This is a genomic window from Ramlibacter albus (genome assembly GCF_014297445.1).
In the GTDB taxonomy this organism is placed as follows: domain Bacteria; phylum Pseudomonadota; class Gammaproteobacteria; order Burkholderiales; family Burkholderiaceae_C; genus Ramlibacter; species Ramlibacter albus.
Genome location: NZ_JACORU010000001.1, coordinates 124,123 through 138,052 on the forward strand (window position 1 = coordinate 124,123; position 13,930 = coordinate 138,052).

General features: G+C 67.1%; 11 protein-coding genes. 4 read left to right on the forward strand and 7 right to left on the reverse strand.

Annotation, left to right across the window (positions count from 1 at the left end; translation table 11 throughout):
* Window positions 1–2: 2 nt before the first annotated feature.
* The 3 genes from H8R02_RS00560 to H8R02_RS00570 all read right to left on the reverse strand — a co-directional run bounded on the left by H8R02_RS00560 (window position 3) and on the right by H8R02_RS00570 (window position 4,099).
* A complete protein-coding gene (locus H8R02_RS00560) occupies window positions 3–1,166 on the reverse strand; it encodes an acyl-CoA dehydrogenase family protein (RefSeq protein ID WP_187079402.1) in 1,164 nt (387 codons plus the stop codon).
* 252 nt (window positions 1,167–1,418) lie between these two features.
* The gene (locus tag H8R02_RS00565; protein WP_187079403.1) at window positions 1,419–2,432 is read right to left on the reverse strand and encodes a Bug family tripartite tricarboxylate transporter substrate binding protein; all 1,014 of its coding nucleotides are present in this window, start codon (window positions 2,430–2,432) and stop codon (window positions 1,419–1,421) included.
* Between the two features lie 50 nt (window positions 2,433–2,482).
* On the reverse strand, window positions 2,483–4,099 hold the full coding sequence (locus H8R02_RS00570; protein ID WP_187079404.1) for an acyl-CoA carboxylase subunit beta: 1,617 nt from the start codon (window positions 4,097–4,099) through the stop codon (window positions 2,483–2,485).
* A gap of 494 nt (window positions 4,100–4,593) precedes the next feature.
* Here H8R02_RS00570 and H8R02_RS00575 point away from each other — a divergent pair, with 494 nt between their 5' ends.
* Entirely contained in the window at window positions 4,594–4,770 is a 177-nt protein-coding gene (locus tag H8R02_RS00575) for a transposase (RefSeq protein WP_187079405.1), read from the forward strand.
* 392 nt (window positions 4,771–5,162) lie between these two features.
* Here the strand turns inward: H8R02_RS00575 and H8R02_RS30735 are convergent, their stop codons facing one another.
* From H8R02_RS30735 to H8R02_RS00595, 4 genes are read right to left on the reverse strand one after another with little or no spacing between them, the layout of a single operon-like run.
* Window positions 5,163–5,900 carry an IclR family transcriptional regulator gene (locus H8R02_RS30735; protein ID WP_187079406.1) on the reverse strand — a complete coding sequence of 246 codons (738 nt, stop codon included), beginning with the start codon at window positions 5,898–5,900 and terminating at the stop codon, window positions 5,163–5,165.
* Window positions 5,901–5,935: 35 nt separating this feature from the next.
* Window positions 5,936–8,014, reverse strand: a complete 2,079-nt coding sequence (locus H8R02_RS00585; RefSeq protein ID WP_187079407.1) for an acetate--CoA ligase family protein — start codon at window positions 8,012–8,014, stop codon at window positions 5,936–5,938.
* Window positions 8,015–8,019: 5 nt separating this feature from the next.
* Window positions 8,020–8,802, reverse strand: a complete 783-nt coding sequence (locus H8R02_RS00590; RefSeq protein ID WP_187079408.1) for an enoyl-CoA hydratase/isomerase family protein — start codon at window positions 8,800–8,802, stop codon at window positions 8,020–8,022.
* Entirely contained in the window at window positions 8,799–9,698 is a 900-nt protein-coding gene (locus H8R02_RS00595) for an alpha/beta fold hydrolase (protein ID WP_187079409.1), read from the reverse strand. The genes H8R02_RS00590 and H8R02_RS00595 overlap by 4 nt, the downstream gene beginning before the upstream one ends.
* Window positions 9,699–9,706: 8 nt before the next feature.
* Between H8R02_RS00595 and H8R02_RS00600 the strand changes: the two genes are divergently transcribed.
* The 3 genes from H8R02_RS00600 to H8R02_RS00610 are packed head-to-tail and all read left to right on the forward strand — an operon-like array spanning window position 9,707 to window position 13,925.
* Complete coding sequence (locus H8R02_RS00600; protein WP_187079410.1) at window positions 9,707–11,689, forward strand: CaiB/BaiF CoA-transferase family protein; 1,983 nt, start codon at window positions 9,707–9,709, stop codon at window positions 11,687–11,689.
* Between the two features lie 27 nt (window positions 11,690–11,716).
* On the forward strand, window positions 11,717–12,520 hold the full coding sequence (locus H8R02_RS00605) for an enoyl-CoA hydratase-related protein (RefSeq protein WP_187079411.1): 804 nt from the start codon (window positions 11,717–11,719) through the stop codon (window positions 12,518–12,520).
* A 22-nt stretch (window positions 12,521–12,542) separates the two neighbouring features.
* On the forward strand, window positions 12,543–13,925 hold the full coding sequence (locus H8R02_RS00610) for an MmgE/PrpD family protein (RefSeq protein WP_187079412.1): 1,383 nt from the start codon (window positions 12,543–12,545) through the stop codon (window positions 13,923–13,925).
* Window positions 13,926–13,930 lie beyond the last annotated feature (5 nt).

The window sequence follows — 13,930 nt, forward strand, 5'->3', positions numbered from 1 at the left end:
CGTCAGCCGCGCTTTGGGAGGATGCCCATGTGCTTGCAGATGATGGTCAGCATGATCTCGTCGGCGCCGCCGCCGATGGAGATCAGGCGCAGGTCGCGCCAGGCGCGGGATACCGAGTTGTCCCAGGTGAAGCCCATGCCGCCCCAGTACTGCAGGCAGGAGTCGGTGACTTCGCGGCACAGGCGGCCGGCCTTGAGCTTGGCCATCGAGGCCAGTTCGGTCATGTCGCCGTCGTCCATGTGGATCTGCGCGGCGCGATAGATCAGCGAACGCAGCATCTCCACCTCGGTCTTGAGTTCGGCCATGCGGAAGTGCACCACCTGGTTGTCCAGGATCGGCTTGCCGAACGCGATGCGCTGACGGGTGTACTCGATGGTTTCGTTGATGACGTTGGTGAGCGCAGTCACGCGGCGGGTGGCGCCGCTCAGGCGCTCCTCTTGGAACTGCTTCATCTGGTAGGTAAAGCCCTTGCCCTCTTCGCCCACGCGGTAGCGCTGCGGCACGCGAACGTCGTCGAAGAACACCTGCGCCGTGTCGGACGACCACATCCCCACTTTCCGGATCTTGTTCATCGTGATGCCCGCGCGCAGCTTGCCGTTCTCCCGCAGGGGCAGGCAGATCATCGACTTGTTGCGATGCACGTCGTCGCCGCCGGTGTTGGCGAGCAGGCACATCCAATCGGCCTGCGTGCCGTTGGTGATCCACATCTTGGCGCCGTTGATCACGTAGTCATCGCCGTCCCTGCGCGCCGTGGTCTTGAGCGACGCGACGTCGGAACCGGCGCCGCTCTCGGACACACCCAGGCACACTACGTAGTCGCCGGCGATGGTCGGTTTCAGGAACTGCTCTCGCAGCTCGTCGGAGCCGAAGCGCGCCAGGGCCGGTGTGGCCATGTCGCACTGCACCGCGATGGCCATGCCCACGCCACCCGATCCGATCGCGCCGATGGCCTCGCAAAAAGCGATCTCGTACGAATAGTCCAGGCCCATGCCGCCGAACTCCACCGGCTTGTTCACGCCCAGGAAGCCGGCGCTGCCCAGCTTCTTAAAGAGGTCGTGGGCCGGGAATATCTCGGCGGCTTCCCATTCATCAATGTGCGGGGTGATCTCGCGAGCAATGAATTTGGCGACGCTGTCTTGCAGCGCGATATGGTCGGGTGTCAGCATGCTTGGGTCTTGCTTGAAGGAGAGAACGAGGAAGGTTGGGGACCATGCCGCCGCCGCCGCCGCGCGGACGATTCCGGTGGAAGCGGAAGGGCCGGCCCGCCGCGAGAAGTGCCGGTGGGCGACCGACTGGATGAAGGCGGGCGTCCGGCCTTGGCCTGCGCCGGCAGGCTGTTGCGCTGCTGCGGTAGGCGCAACGCGAGCACGCCGGTGCGGCCGGCCACCTCAAACGAGAGCGTCTCTTGCATCGGCCACTCAGTTGGGCTGGATCTTGGCGGCGCGGATCGCCTGGCCCCAGCGCTCGGTCTCGCGGCGCTGCAGTGCGAGCAACGATTCGGGCGAGCCGGGATAGGGTAGAAGGCCGAGCTTGTCCAGGTTCGCCAAGGCGGCCGGAGTGCTCAGGGCATCGTTGATCACAGTGCTGGCGGCGCGCACCTGGGCGGCCGGCGAGCCAGCACGCGCCCACACTGCCAGCCACGAGGCGAAGTCGAACTCGGGAAAGCCCTGTTCAGCGATGGTCGGAAGGTCGGGCGCGCCCGGCAGGCGCTGCGCGACCGTGACGCCCAGCGGCATGGCCTTGCCTGTCTTGACCTGCGCCAGTGCGCTGGCCGCGTCGGCGATGAAGAAATCGACGTGGCCGCCGAGCAGGTCCGTCATGGCCTGCGCGCCCGATTTGTAGACCACGTTCACCGCGTCGAAGCCGGCCATCAGCTTGAGTTGCTCAACGCCGACGCGACTCGCGACGGCGGCGCTGGCGTAACTGAGTTTGCCGGGGTTGGCCTTCGCGTTGGCGATGAAATCCTTGAGCGTGCGGGCACTCACCCGTACCGGGTTTACCAACAGAATGTAGGGCACGCGCGCGTACGTGGTGACGGGCGCGAAGTCCTTCTCCGGGTCGAACCCCAGCGACTTGTAGAGGTGGACGTTGGCGGCGTGCGTGTTGTTGCCCGTGACGAGGAAGGTGTGCGCATCGGCCGGTGCGCGCGCTACGGCTTCCGCGGCCACGTTGCCGTCGGCGCCAGTGCGGTTCTCCACCATCACGGGGTGGCCAGACTTCTCCCCGATGCGTTCGGCGAAGTAGCGTGTGAGGATGTCCGAGGCTGAGCCGCCGGCCGCCGCGCCCACGATGAAGCGGACCGTCTTGTTCGGCCATGCGGGGGTTGCGGAGCCGCCTTGCGCGGCGGAAGCCGTCTGGGCCAGGCCCGGCAGTTGCGCGGCGCCGGCGGTGGCCGCCAGGAATGCGAGGGTTTGCCTTCTTCCGATCGTCATGCCGTTGTCTCCTTTTGGGGTTGCTGCCGAAGAACGCGAGAGTTGGGCGGCTACAGCCGCGCGACGCCGAACTGGATCGGGTGCACCGGTTGCGTGCGGCCCTGCATTACCGTCTCGAGCGCGATCCCCAGCACGTCGCGAGTGTCGCGCGGGTCGATGACACCATCATCTAGCAGCAGGCTGCTGGTGTGGATGGCACTGGACTGGGTGTTGAAGGTGTCTACGATCTCCTGGCTCTCGCGCGCGAGGGCGGCTTCGTCGGGCGCCTTGCCGGTGCGCCGGGCCGCGGCTTCGGCCACCTGCCGCATCGTCATTGCCGCCTGCTCGCCGCCCATGACGGCGGTCTTGGCGTTGGGCCAGGAGAACAGGAAGTCGGGACGAAACGCGCGCCCGCACATGCCGTAGTTGCCGGCTCCGTACGAGGCGCCACACAGCACCGTGATCCTCGGCACCGGCGCGTTGGACAGCGCTTGGATGAGCTTGGCGCCGTGCTTGATCATGCCGGCCTCCTCGTGCGCGCGGCCGACAATGAAGCCGGTGATGTTCTGCAGGAACAAAAGCGGCCGTCCGAGCTGCACGCACAGCTGGATGAACTGCGCCGCCTTGGTCGAGCCGGCAACATCGAGCGGACCGTTGTTAGTGAGAATCCCGACAGCGCGGCCCTTGACGTGGGCATAGCCGCACACTGTGGCGCTGCCGTAGAGCACCTTGAACTCCTGGAAGGCCGAGTCGTCGACCAGTCGGGCGATCACCTCGCGCATGTCCACCGGCGTGCGGCTTTCGGAGGGCATGAGGCCGAGCAGTTCGTCGCTGTCGAAACGCGGTTCGCGCCACGACGGTTCCGCTGCGGGCTGCGGCCATTCGAGCGAGCGCAGAACCTCACGTACCCGGGCGATGCCGTCGAGATCGCTGTCGGCAACATAGTCGGCCAAGCCCGAGGTGCGCGCGTGCATGTCGGCGCCTCCCAGTTCCTCCTCGCTGGCCTCCTCGCCAGTGGCGGCCTTGAGCAGCGCCGGGCCCGCAAGGAAAGCGCGCGCCTGCTGGCGCACCATGACGACGTAGTCGGACAGGCCGGGCAAATAGGCGCCGCCAGCGGCCGACGAGCCGTGGATCAGGGAGATCACCGGCACGCCCGCCGCCGACAGACGCGCCAAGTTGTAGAACATGCCGCCGCCCACGATGAAGCGCTCGACGCGGTACTTCTTCAGATTGCCACCCGCGCTCTCGACCAACTGCACGAACGGCAGCTTGTGGGTCAGCGCGATCTCCTGCGCGCGGATGAGCTTCTGCCCGGTGAGCGCCTGCATCGCGCCGGCACTGATGCCGGCGTCGTTGATGGCGACCATGCAGCGCGCCCCGCCCACCGTGCCAATGCCGGTGATCAGCCCCGAGCCGGGCACGCTGGTGGCGGGGTCCGGGTCCTCCAGGCCACAGTAACCGGCAAGCGTCATCAGTTCCAAAAACTGGGTGCCGGGGTCGAGGAGGTGGGCCAGGCGTTCGCGGGGCAGGAGCTTGCCGGTTTCATGGAAGCGCGCCTTCGAACGCGCCGACCGGTCAACCGTGCGGGCTTCAAGCGCGCGCACCTGACTGATAAGTTCTTGCATGGACTTCGCGTTGCGCTTGAAGTCAGGCTGGGACGGGGACACCGTTGACTGCAATGTGGCCATTTCTTTCCAGTTCGGCTCAGTTCCTCGGATAGAAGACGCGCGGCCGCGAAGGCTTGGTGACGGGTCATCATTGCACGACAGATGGCGTCGGTTCCATCAAGAAAAATCACCATATTAATTAAGAGGTTCTTATGTGAGGTGGGTCTGACGTCAGCACGTCTCGGGAACGTCAAGCTGGACGGATCCGTGCGACCGGCAGATCACTACGGCGGCAGCATTCCCTGAAACACCCATGAAGGGTTGCTGTCTTTCGCGCACCCCGGCAGGCCAGGGTCGCTGCTGCACTTTCTAGAAGTGACGCAGCAGTTGCGTGCCAGTGCGGACTGCGCCAAATCGCCGAGGCAGAACTGCGCCTGGGGCACAGCCTGGGCGACGACATCACCTACATACGCGCGTGGCAGGGATGGCTGTACCTGGCCATGGTGGTTGACCTGAGGTGTCCCCGAATTTCGGAGTTCATAGCTAAACCCGGAAAATGCCGGGAGAGGAGCTGAGTGATAAACGAGGAACGCAGCCGAGGCAAATACACGCTGGAGTTCAAGCAGGAGGCGGTCCGGCAGGTGAAGGCCGGACGCGCGGCGTCGGTGGTGACCAACATGCTGGGGATGCCCAAGGCGAGCCTGACCAACTGGGTGCGCGCCGCTGCTTCTATAGGGGGCAGTTGGGAATGACGGCCTAGGGCAAGGCCGCACCGGTGGTCACCCCCGCAGGCTGAGATCGCCCGGCTTCGGGCGGAGTTTGCCCGGCTGAAGATGGAGCGCGACACCGCAAAAAAAGCCGCGGCGAAATTTGCACAGGATGTGCTGCAAGTTAGGCCTGGATTCGGTCGATGAAGCGATGAAGCCGCGCTGGCCGATAGCGCTGATATGCGAGGTGCTGGAGGTCAGTCCCAGCGGGTCTTTCGGTCTAGCTCAGTCCGATGCAATACGAGCAACGCTTGTTGGCGGCGGAGCGAAAATCTGCCGCCGGCCGATCGAGCTACTGAGTCATCCTCATCGAACTTGAACTTATTACGTGCAGGCGGCTTCGCTCCGAGGCACATTCAAGAGAAAAGGGGGCCGGATCAATAGCTGAAGCGCGGCGATCCGAGTTTCGACGAGATCTGGTGTCGCGCCTGCAGCATGCAGCGCAGGTTGCGCTCCTGCTGCGCTTTCATGCGGTTCTCGGGTCCAGTCAAAGTCAGGGCGTACTTGCCGGTGTTCTGCATGTCGTAGATCGCCACCGAAATCGCAAGCGAGCCCGGCACGCGCTCGCTGCTGGTCACCGCATAGCCCTGCTTGCGGATCGTGGAGAGTTCCGCTTTCAGCTGCGCCTGCGTGAAGGGCGCGTTGCGCGGCAGGGTCTTGACGATGGCGGCCTGCTCGTCGGCCGGAAGGTGCGCGAGCAGGGTCTTGCCGGTGGCGCCGTAGAGCAACGGCGCATGCTCGCCGAGGTTCACGATGTGCATCAGCCGCGCGGTCGATTCGACCACGTCCACGCAGACGCGATCCACGCCGACGACCGTGTTGAGGCTGACCGTTTCTCCGGTGACTTGCCCGATCTCCACCATCTTGGGGTGTGCGATGTCGCGGATGGCCAAGCCGCCCGCGACCACTCCGGCTAGGCGCACCAGCTTCATCGAGAGGCAGTAGCGCTGGTCATCCAACCGCACCAGGTAGCCCGCGTCGCTCAGGCTGTTGACCAGCCGGAAGGTGGTGGCCTTGGATAGTTCGATGCGGTCGCTGATCTCCTGCAGGGTCAGCTTGGGCTGCTCCCGCGTGAAGGCGTCCAGAACTGAGAAGATGCGGTCGACAGCGCGCACGGTGGGGGTCGAGGGAGAAGCAGTAGCGCAGTCTACTACTTCAGGACCACGAGCCCGTCCAGCGCGCGCACGCCTTCGCCTTCGCCCAGGACCATGAGGGGATTGATCTCCGCTTCGGCCACCGCGGGGTCGGCCGCGACCAAGGTGGAAACCCGTGCAATCGTGCGAGCGAGCGCATGCACGTCGCCGCGCGGCAGGTTGCGGTAGCCCTTGAGCGCAGCGAAGGCCTTGACCTCCGCGATCATCGCGTGCGCTTCCTGTTCGCTCACCGGTGCGGGCCGGATGCTCACGTCGTGGTACAGCTCGGACAGCACGCCGCCCATACCCACCGACACCACGGGCCCCACCGTCGCGTCGCGCGAGAAGCCCACCAGAACTTCGGCGAGGCCGCGCGCGGTCTCCTGCACCTGGAAGCCCTCGATGTGGGCGTGAGGCAGGGCGGCAGTGACGGACCGCCTCATCTCAAGTGCGGCGGCTTGCAGCTCGTCCGCATCGCCGATGCCCAGCTTCACGCCGCCGACCTCGGTTCTGTGCGGCACGTCGGGAGAGGACACCTTCAGCACACAGGGATAGATGATGCCGGAGACAGCCTCGCGGGCCCACGAGCCGGGGTCGGCGTGCAGCACCCATTCCCGCACCTGCTCGATGCCCAGCGAGGCGAACACCGCCTGCGAGTCCACCGCGTTGAGCGTGGCGCCGCTCGCATGCCGGCGCAGCTGCTCGCTGGCCGCGTCCGCTCGCACTGTGTCCAGTGTGCGCGGTGCGCGCCAGCTCGCCCAGGCGGACATCGCATCGGCGCAGGCCTCAGGTTGCGAGAACACCGCGATGCCCGCTTCGCGCAGCAGGCGCTGCGAGCGGTCGGCCTGCGGCGTGAGGAAAACGGCCAGCGGCTTGCCGGTGCGCCCGGCGAGGATGGGTGCTACCGCGCGCTCCGGCCGGAATTGCGACGAAGAGCCGACCACGCAGACGAGCGCGTCGATCCCGTCTTCGGCGAGCACCTCGCGCATCACGGCGCCGTAGGTAGCGGGGTTGGTGCCGGCGAGGGTCAGGTCCACGAGCGGCGCCGCGCCGACCGCTATGCCCTGCTGCGCGAGCCGTTCGCGCGCGGCGGCCGGCGGCGGGCTCACGTGCAGGTCGCGCTCGCCCAAATTGTCGACGACCAGTGCGCCGCCACCGCCGGTGGTGGACATCACGGCCACGCGCGAGCCGGTCGGCCGCGCGCCGCGAAAGAGCGGTGCCCCATCGATCAGCGCATCGAGGTTGCGCACCTCGGCCACGCCGATGTCCCGCAGGAATGCCGATGCGGCCCGGCCGCTGCCTGTGAGCGCGCCGGTGTGTGACACAGCGAGTTCCTGCCCCAGCGCCGAGCGGCCGAGGCGATAGGCCAGCACCGGTTTTCCCGCTGCCGTGGCCATGGCCACAGCGCCGCGCAGCGCCTCGGGCGCGCGGATGGTTTCGATGAACAGCTGAATCACGCGCGTGTGCGCATCGGCAGCCATGATCTCGACGAGCTCGGCCACCGTGATATCGGCTTCGTTTCCCACCGACACCAGCTTGGAGAAACCCACGCCGCGAGCGGCGCCTCGCGAAAGGATCGCCCCAAGCATGCTGCCGCTTTGGGAGATGAGGCCAACGTCGCCCGCAGGCAACTCGCACAGCGACAGCACCTCGTTGGCCGAGAGCGCCACCTTGGCATGCAGGTCTACCACGCCCAAGGCATTGGGCCCAAGCAGCCGCGTGCGCGAGCCGGTAAGCAGCGCCAGCAGCTGCGATTGACGCTCGTGCCCGACCTCGCCGGCTTCGGCGAAGCCGTTGGACATGATGGTCATGCAGCGCACGCCCGCAGACACGCAGTCGCGCGCGGCGGCCAGTACCTGCTCCGTGGGCAGCATGATGTAGGCGTGGTCCACGGGCGAGGGCACGGCGCTAACGCTCGCATAGGCCTTCAGGCCCAGCACCTCGGTTCGGCGAGGGTTGATGGGGTAGAGCGCGCCCGCGTAACCGTGCTGCGCCAAGTGGCGCTGCGGCAGCGCGGAATGCTTGCCTGAGTCGGCCGATGCGCCCACGAGCGCGATCGCCTTTGGCCGGAAGATCGCTTCGGCGAGTTCGGTCATGAGAATCATTCGCCCTTGAACTGCGCGGTGCGCTTTTCGAGGAAGGCCGAGATGCCCTCGGCCTTGTCCTTCGTGCCGTACACGGTGGTCACGAGCATGGTCTCGAATTCGATCGCCGAGGCCAAGTCCATCTGCATGCCTCGGTGCACCGCTCGCTTGACGAAGGCCAGCGCCAGCGGTGCGCGCGTGGCGTAGTGGTTGGCCAGCTTCACCGCTTCCGCCAGCGCGCCGCCCTTGGGCGTCCGGCGATTGATGAGGCCGATGCGATAGGCATGGTCCGCATCGACCGGCTCGGCGGCAAACAGCATGTCAAGCGCGTGCGCCATGCCCACCACGCGCGGCAGGCGCTGCGTGCCACCCGCGCCGGCCACGGTGCCGATGCGCGCGCTGGTGATCGCGAAGCTCGCGTCCTCGGAGGCGATGCGCAGGTCGGCCGCCAGCGCCAGTTCGAGCCCGCCGGTCATGCAGAAGCCCTCGATCGCGGCAATCACCGGCTTGGGCGATTCCTCCAGCGCCTGGTTCAGGCGATGCCAATGGCTGAAGTAGCGGCGGCCCTCCTGCGCGGTCGTGACCTGGAAGGCCTCGTTCAGGTCGGCGCCGGCGGAAAAATACCCTTCGCCACCGGTGATGACGATGGCAGCCACCTCCTTTATACCGGCCGCTTCTCCGCACGCGTCGACGATGTCGTCCATCATGCGTTCGCTCACCGCGTTGCGGCGATCAGGGCGGTTCATCTGGACGATGAAGGCGGCGCCCTCGACGCGGGTGAGAATGGTTTCGTAGCTCATGGACGGCTCCCCGGGAGGTGGAATTCGGCGATGCGGCGGTTCACGGCATCGTTCGCCTCGTACTGCAGCCAGTGCCCGCCGGCGAGCGCTTCCACGCGTGCGTCGGGCAGGGCTTCGCGGATGCGCGCGATGCGCGCAGCCAAAGAGGGGAAGATCAGCGGGTCGGCCTCGCCCAGCAACAGCTGAACCGCCGCGCCCGAGGCGCGCAGGGCATGAAGCGTGCTGTCGCGGTAGCTGATGGGCCGACTGTCGAAGCGGGCGCGCGCGAGGTTGTCCAAGTGCAGGTCGACGGCAGGGTCGCCGGCGGAGGGTGCGCTCGACAACATCCACACGCCAAGGTTGCGTGCGGTCGCTGCGCGCAGTTCAGAGTCGGCGTGGTCGGCGCTCCGCTTGATTTTTTCCAGCACCACGCTGCGCTGCTCGGGCACGCCGAATCCCGAGGGGCTCACGAGGGTGATGCGACGCGGTCCGCAGCCGCGCGCGGCGAGCGTTGCCGCGACGATGGACGTGATGGCCCCACCGAAGCTGAAGCCCACCATGTCGAAGGGCTCCCCAGCCAAGTGCGCCTCGATGGCTTGACCGATCCACACGAGGTATTCGTCATCGCTGATACCGGGGGGGGGCGTTGCCGATTCGCCGAGGCCGGGCAGGTCCAGCGTGAGCACGCGCAAGTGCTTAGAAAGCTCGCGCACGTTGCGCACCCAATGGTTGCGCGAGCCCGAGCCGCCGTGCAGCAACAGGAGACTTGATCCTTGTCCCGTGCTGCGAAAAGCCAGCCCGGCCGCAAACCGACGCGCGCCATACAGGTCTTGATGGGTTTTCATGCTTTCGCAAAAATTGGCTTTAGGATATTCTAATGGACGAAATTGATTCTGCCTACTGAAACCGAAGACCATCCTCCTTGATGGACCTACCTTATTCAGATGTCGTGGTAGTGGAGCTCGGCGCGCGCATCGCGGCGGCGGCCTGCGGGCGCCTGCTGGCCGACCTCGGCGCGCAGGTGCACGTGGTAGAGCCGCGCAAGGCGATCGGCAAATGGAAGTGGGCCGACCGCGTGAGTGCGGTGGCCGGCAAGGAAAGCCTGCTGTGCGACCCCGGATCGGCCGAAGACGTGCGGGCCGTCGCCGCGTTGATCGAACGCGCCGGCGTGGTGATCGTCAGCACCGATGTGGACGGTCCGCTGCCCGATGCGTGGACGGCTGCAATTCGCCGCACGCCCATCTTGTGCGACGTGACGGCGTGCGGTTCCAGCGGTCCGCTTGCGAGGCTGCCGCTCGCCGAACAGGATCTTCAGGCCATGACCGGCGTAACGGCTACAACCGGCCTGCCGGAAGGGGATGCCACGGCGAGCACTGTGCCCGTTCTAGAAATGTCTGGCGGCTTGTATGCTGGCGCGGCTATTGCCATCGCGCTGGACGTGCTGCGCAAGGATGGTGCAGGCCAGCGCATTGAGGTCGCGCTATTCGACGTCGGCATCAACGCGCTCACCACGTTCATGCCTGCACACTTCGCGGGCCTGCAGCCCAAGCGCCTGGGTAATGGGCACGGCATGGCCGTGCCGTGGAACGCCTACCCAACGGCCGATGGCTGGGTGTTGGTGTGCTCCACGAACGACGCGCAGTGGAAACGCATCGCTGCGCTCGTGGGCCCTGCATTGGCGCAAGAGCCTCGTTTTACCAAGCTCGCGGACCGTCTCACGCACCGGCACGAGATCGACGCGCGCATTGCCGAGTGGTCCGCGCCGCTTCCGTTGGAAGCTGCTGTGTCGAAGCTGAACGGCGAAGGTATCCCCTGCGGCGGCATCGTCACGATGGCGCAATTGCGAGGCGAAGCCAACGTCGTGTTGCGCGGGAGCATCGTCCAGACGCGCGACCCGGTATCGGGCCGCATCGTGCAGGTGTCAGCGCCGCTGATTCGCTTCGAAGATGACGGCCAAAGCGCAGGCGTGCGGGTGCCTCCGCCGGATTCCAGCCGCAAGGCCGCCCTCGTTCATGCCCGGCCCGCTGCCACGGCGAGGGGCGCCCCGTCCGCCCTGCCGCTGGCTGGCCTGCGCGTCATCGAGATCGGCCAACTCACCACCGCGCCGCTCGCCGCGCGCCACCTTGCGAGCTTTGGCGCCGAGGTGATCAAGGTCGAGCCGCCGGGTGGCGAGAGCGCGCGCTTCTGGGCGCCGCTGCGCGGCGGCACCAGCCACTTCTTCATGGTCACCAACGGCGAGAAGCGCAGTGTCACGCTGGACCTGCGCGCACCGCAGGGGCTCGCTGCCCTCAAGGCGCTGGTGCGCGACGCGGACGTGCTGGTGGAAAACCTCAAGCCCGGCGCATTGGCCGCGATGGGCCTGGACGCCGACGCGCTGAACGTGCTCAACCCGCGCCTCGTCTACTGCGCCATCTCCGGCTTCGGCCAGCGCTCGGCCTATCCCGGCCGCCCGGCGGTCGACACGGTTGTCCAGGCGATGTGCGGGATCATGGATGCGACGCGCTGCGGCGGCGTGCCGGTGAAGACCGGCATATCCATCGCCGACATCGCGGGCGGCCAGACGGGTCTCGTCGCCATCCTCGCGGCGCTTGCGCGGCGCGACCGCACTGGACGCGGTGCTGTGATCGATATCGCGATGCAGGACATCGGCGTTTGGATGGCGCAGAGCGCATGGAACGGGGCCCCTGCTGCACCGGCGTGCTCGCTGGAGCCGCTCAGCGTGGCCGAAGCCTGCACGCATCCACACACCGTCGCGCGCGCACTCATCGGCGCGCGCAAGGACGCGGCAGGGCGTAGCTGGGAAGTGTTCGCATCGCCCATGCGCCTGTCACGCACACCCGCGTGCACAGGCACGCTGATCGGCGAACCGCAGGCCGGCAACATCGACTGGACACCCCGACAGACCTGAACCTGAAAGAGAGACGCGAAGCCCATCATGAATTTCGACGACATCCTTTACAGCACCGAACATGGCATCGCCACCATCACCATCAACCGCCCCGAGGTACGCAACGCGGTGCGCCCGCGAACGTACGAAGAGCTCACCGCTGCGATGCACATGGCGGCGGACGACTCCAGCGTCGGCGTGGTGGTGATCACCGGCGCAGGCGACAAGGCCTTCTGCTCCGGCGGCGACATCCGCGACCAGCAGGAGCGCGTCCCCGACGCGGGCCGCAAGCACATGCGGCGCCTGTTCGCGCTGTCGTCCGTGATGCGCATGATGGACAAGCCCATCGTGGCCAAGGTGCGCGGCTTCTGCGTGGGCGGCGGCAACGAGATCAACCTGTTTTGCGACATGACGATCGCAAGCGAAGACGCGAAGTTCGGCCAGACCGGCCCGCGCGTGGGCAGCGTTCCGATCTGGGGCGCCTGCCAGTTGCTAGCGCGCTACGTGGGCGAGCGCAAGGCGCGCGAGATGCTCTACACCTGCCGCCTCTACACAGCCCAGGAAGCGGTGGCCATGGGCTTGATCAACCAGGTGGTGGAGGCCGGTGAACTCGACGCCACGGTCGACCAGCTGTGCCAGGACATCCTGGACAAGAGCCCGCAGAGCGTGCGCATCGCCAAGCTCGCGCTCAACACAGGGTCTGACCAGGAATTCTACGCCTCCTACTTTCCCACTTCGGAGCTGCTCGCTTCCATCTACGGCAACGCCGAGAACATGGAAGGCATCACGGCCTTCCTCGAGAAGCGCGAGCCCGACTTCCGGCAGTACCGGGGCCGCCGCCCCGCGCGCTGAGCGCACGCAGAATGCAAGCACCATGAGCGAAACGGATACTCCCGACCGCACGCGCCGGCTGGCCGAGCGCGCGCTGGCTGTCACGCCCGCAAGCCTGCAGCAGAAGGACGTGGCGCAGCTGCAGCGCCTGCTGCTTGACTACTTCGGCGTCACCTTCGGCGGCGCGGACCGGCCGTGGGTGGAGGCGCTGCACGTGTGGGCCAAGCCGTTCGCGGGCACCGGTCGCTCGCGGATCGCCGCGAGCGACCTGGATGTGGCGGCGCATGTCGCGGCGCTGGTCAACGGCGCCGCCGCCCACTCCTTCGAGCTGGACGACACGCACGACGGTTCCATGAGCCATCCGGGCTCGGTGGTCATCTCCTCAGCGCTCGCAGTCGCTGCCGAACGCGGGGCGCCTGCCGACGCCTTCTTGGCCGCAGTTCAAGCGGGCTACGAAGTGATTGCGCGCATCGGCCGCGCAGCGGGCGCCAACCGCGTAATCGCCACAGGCTTCCACCCTACGCCGCTGTTCGGTGTGTTCGGCGCGGCCACGGCGGCGTGCAAGCTGTACGGCCTCGACGCCACTGCGCTATGCCGCGCGTGGGGCCATGCGCTGTCCCTCACGGCCGGCTCGATGCAGTTCTCGCAGGAGGCGGTGGGCGCGGAGGTCAAGCGCATGCACGCGGGCTACGGCGCGCACAACGGCGTGCTGGCCGCTCAGTTCTCCATGGCCGGCATCGAAGCGCCGCACAGCGCGCTGGACGGCCGCTACGGCTTCCTGCCGCTCTACGGCGAGCAGCCCGACATGGATGCGCTCACCGCCGAAGGCCCGGCGGCGATCCACGAGATCAGCCTCAAGCCCTACTCATGCTGCCGCCTGCTGCACTCGATGATCGACGGCCTGCGCGAGGTTACGCAGGACTTCTCGCTGCCTTTCGAGCGTATCGCCTCCATCCGCGTGACCGGCCCGTCGAAGCTGCAGCAACAGCACGTCGTGCGCCGGCCCGCCACCGCGATGGCAGCGCAGTACAGCCTGCCGTTCACCGTGGGCGCCACGCTCGCCTGTGGCCCGCACCGCTTCGACGCCTACGAAACGGTGAACCTCTCCAATCCTGAGGTGCTGCGCTGGGCCGACAAGGTGGAGGTGGGCGAGGACGCGGAGTTCGAGCGGCTCTACCCGGAACACTTCGGCACGCACACCGAGATTCGCCTAGCCGATGGCGAGGTGCGCGTGGCGCGCGTGCTCGACAGCAAAGGCACGCCCGCCAACCCGATGCCGCTGGAAGAGGTGGCCGCCAAGGCCCGGGGGCTGATCCATGTGGTCGCGCCGCGATACGACATGCATCGCCTGCGCCAGACCGTGGCCGACTTCAGCGGCACTGCTTCCGTCGCGAACCTGCAGTCACTGCTCGCGCGCCCCCACTGAACTCC

Coding starts and splice junctions, on each gene's coding strand:
- H8R02_RS00560 (WP_187079402.1), bottom strand. CDS start 1,166: ATGCTGACACCCGACCATATCGCGCTGCAAGACAGCGTCGCCAAATTC.
- H8R02_RS00565 (WP_187079403.1), bottom strand. CDS start 2,432: ATGACGATCGGAAGAAGGCAAACCCTCGCATTCCTGGCGGCCACCGCC.
- H8R02_RS00570 (WP_187079404.1), bottom strand. CDS start 4,099: ATGGCCACATTGCAGTCAACGGTGTCCCCGTCCCAGCCTGACTTCAAG.
- H8R02_RS00585 (WP_187079407.1), bottom strand. CDS start 8,014: ATGACCGAACTCGCCGAAGCGATCTTCCGGCCAAAGGCGATCGCGCTC.
- H8R02_RS00590 (WP_187079408.1), bottom strand. CDS start 8,802: ATGAGCTACGAAACCATTCTCACCCGCGTCGAGGGCGCCGCCTTCATC.
- H8R02_RS00595 (WP_187079409.1), bottom strand. CDS start 9,698: ATGGTCTTCGGTTTCAGTAGGCAGAATCAATTTCGTCCATTAGAATAT.
- H8R02_RS00600 (WP_187079410.1), top strand. CDS start 9,707: ATGGACCTACCTTATTCAGATGTCGTGGTAGTGGAGCTCGGCGCGCGC.
- H8R02_RS00605 (WP_187079411.1), top strand. CDS start 11,717: ATGAATTTCGACGACATCCTTTACAGCACCGAACATGGCATCGCCACC.
- H8R02_RS00610 (WP_187079412.1), top strand. CDS start 12,543: ATGAGCGAAACGGATACTCCCGACCGCACGCGCCGGCTGGCCGAGCGC.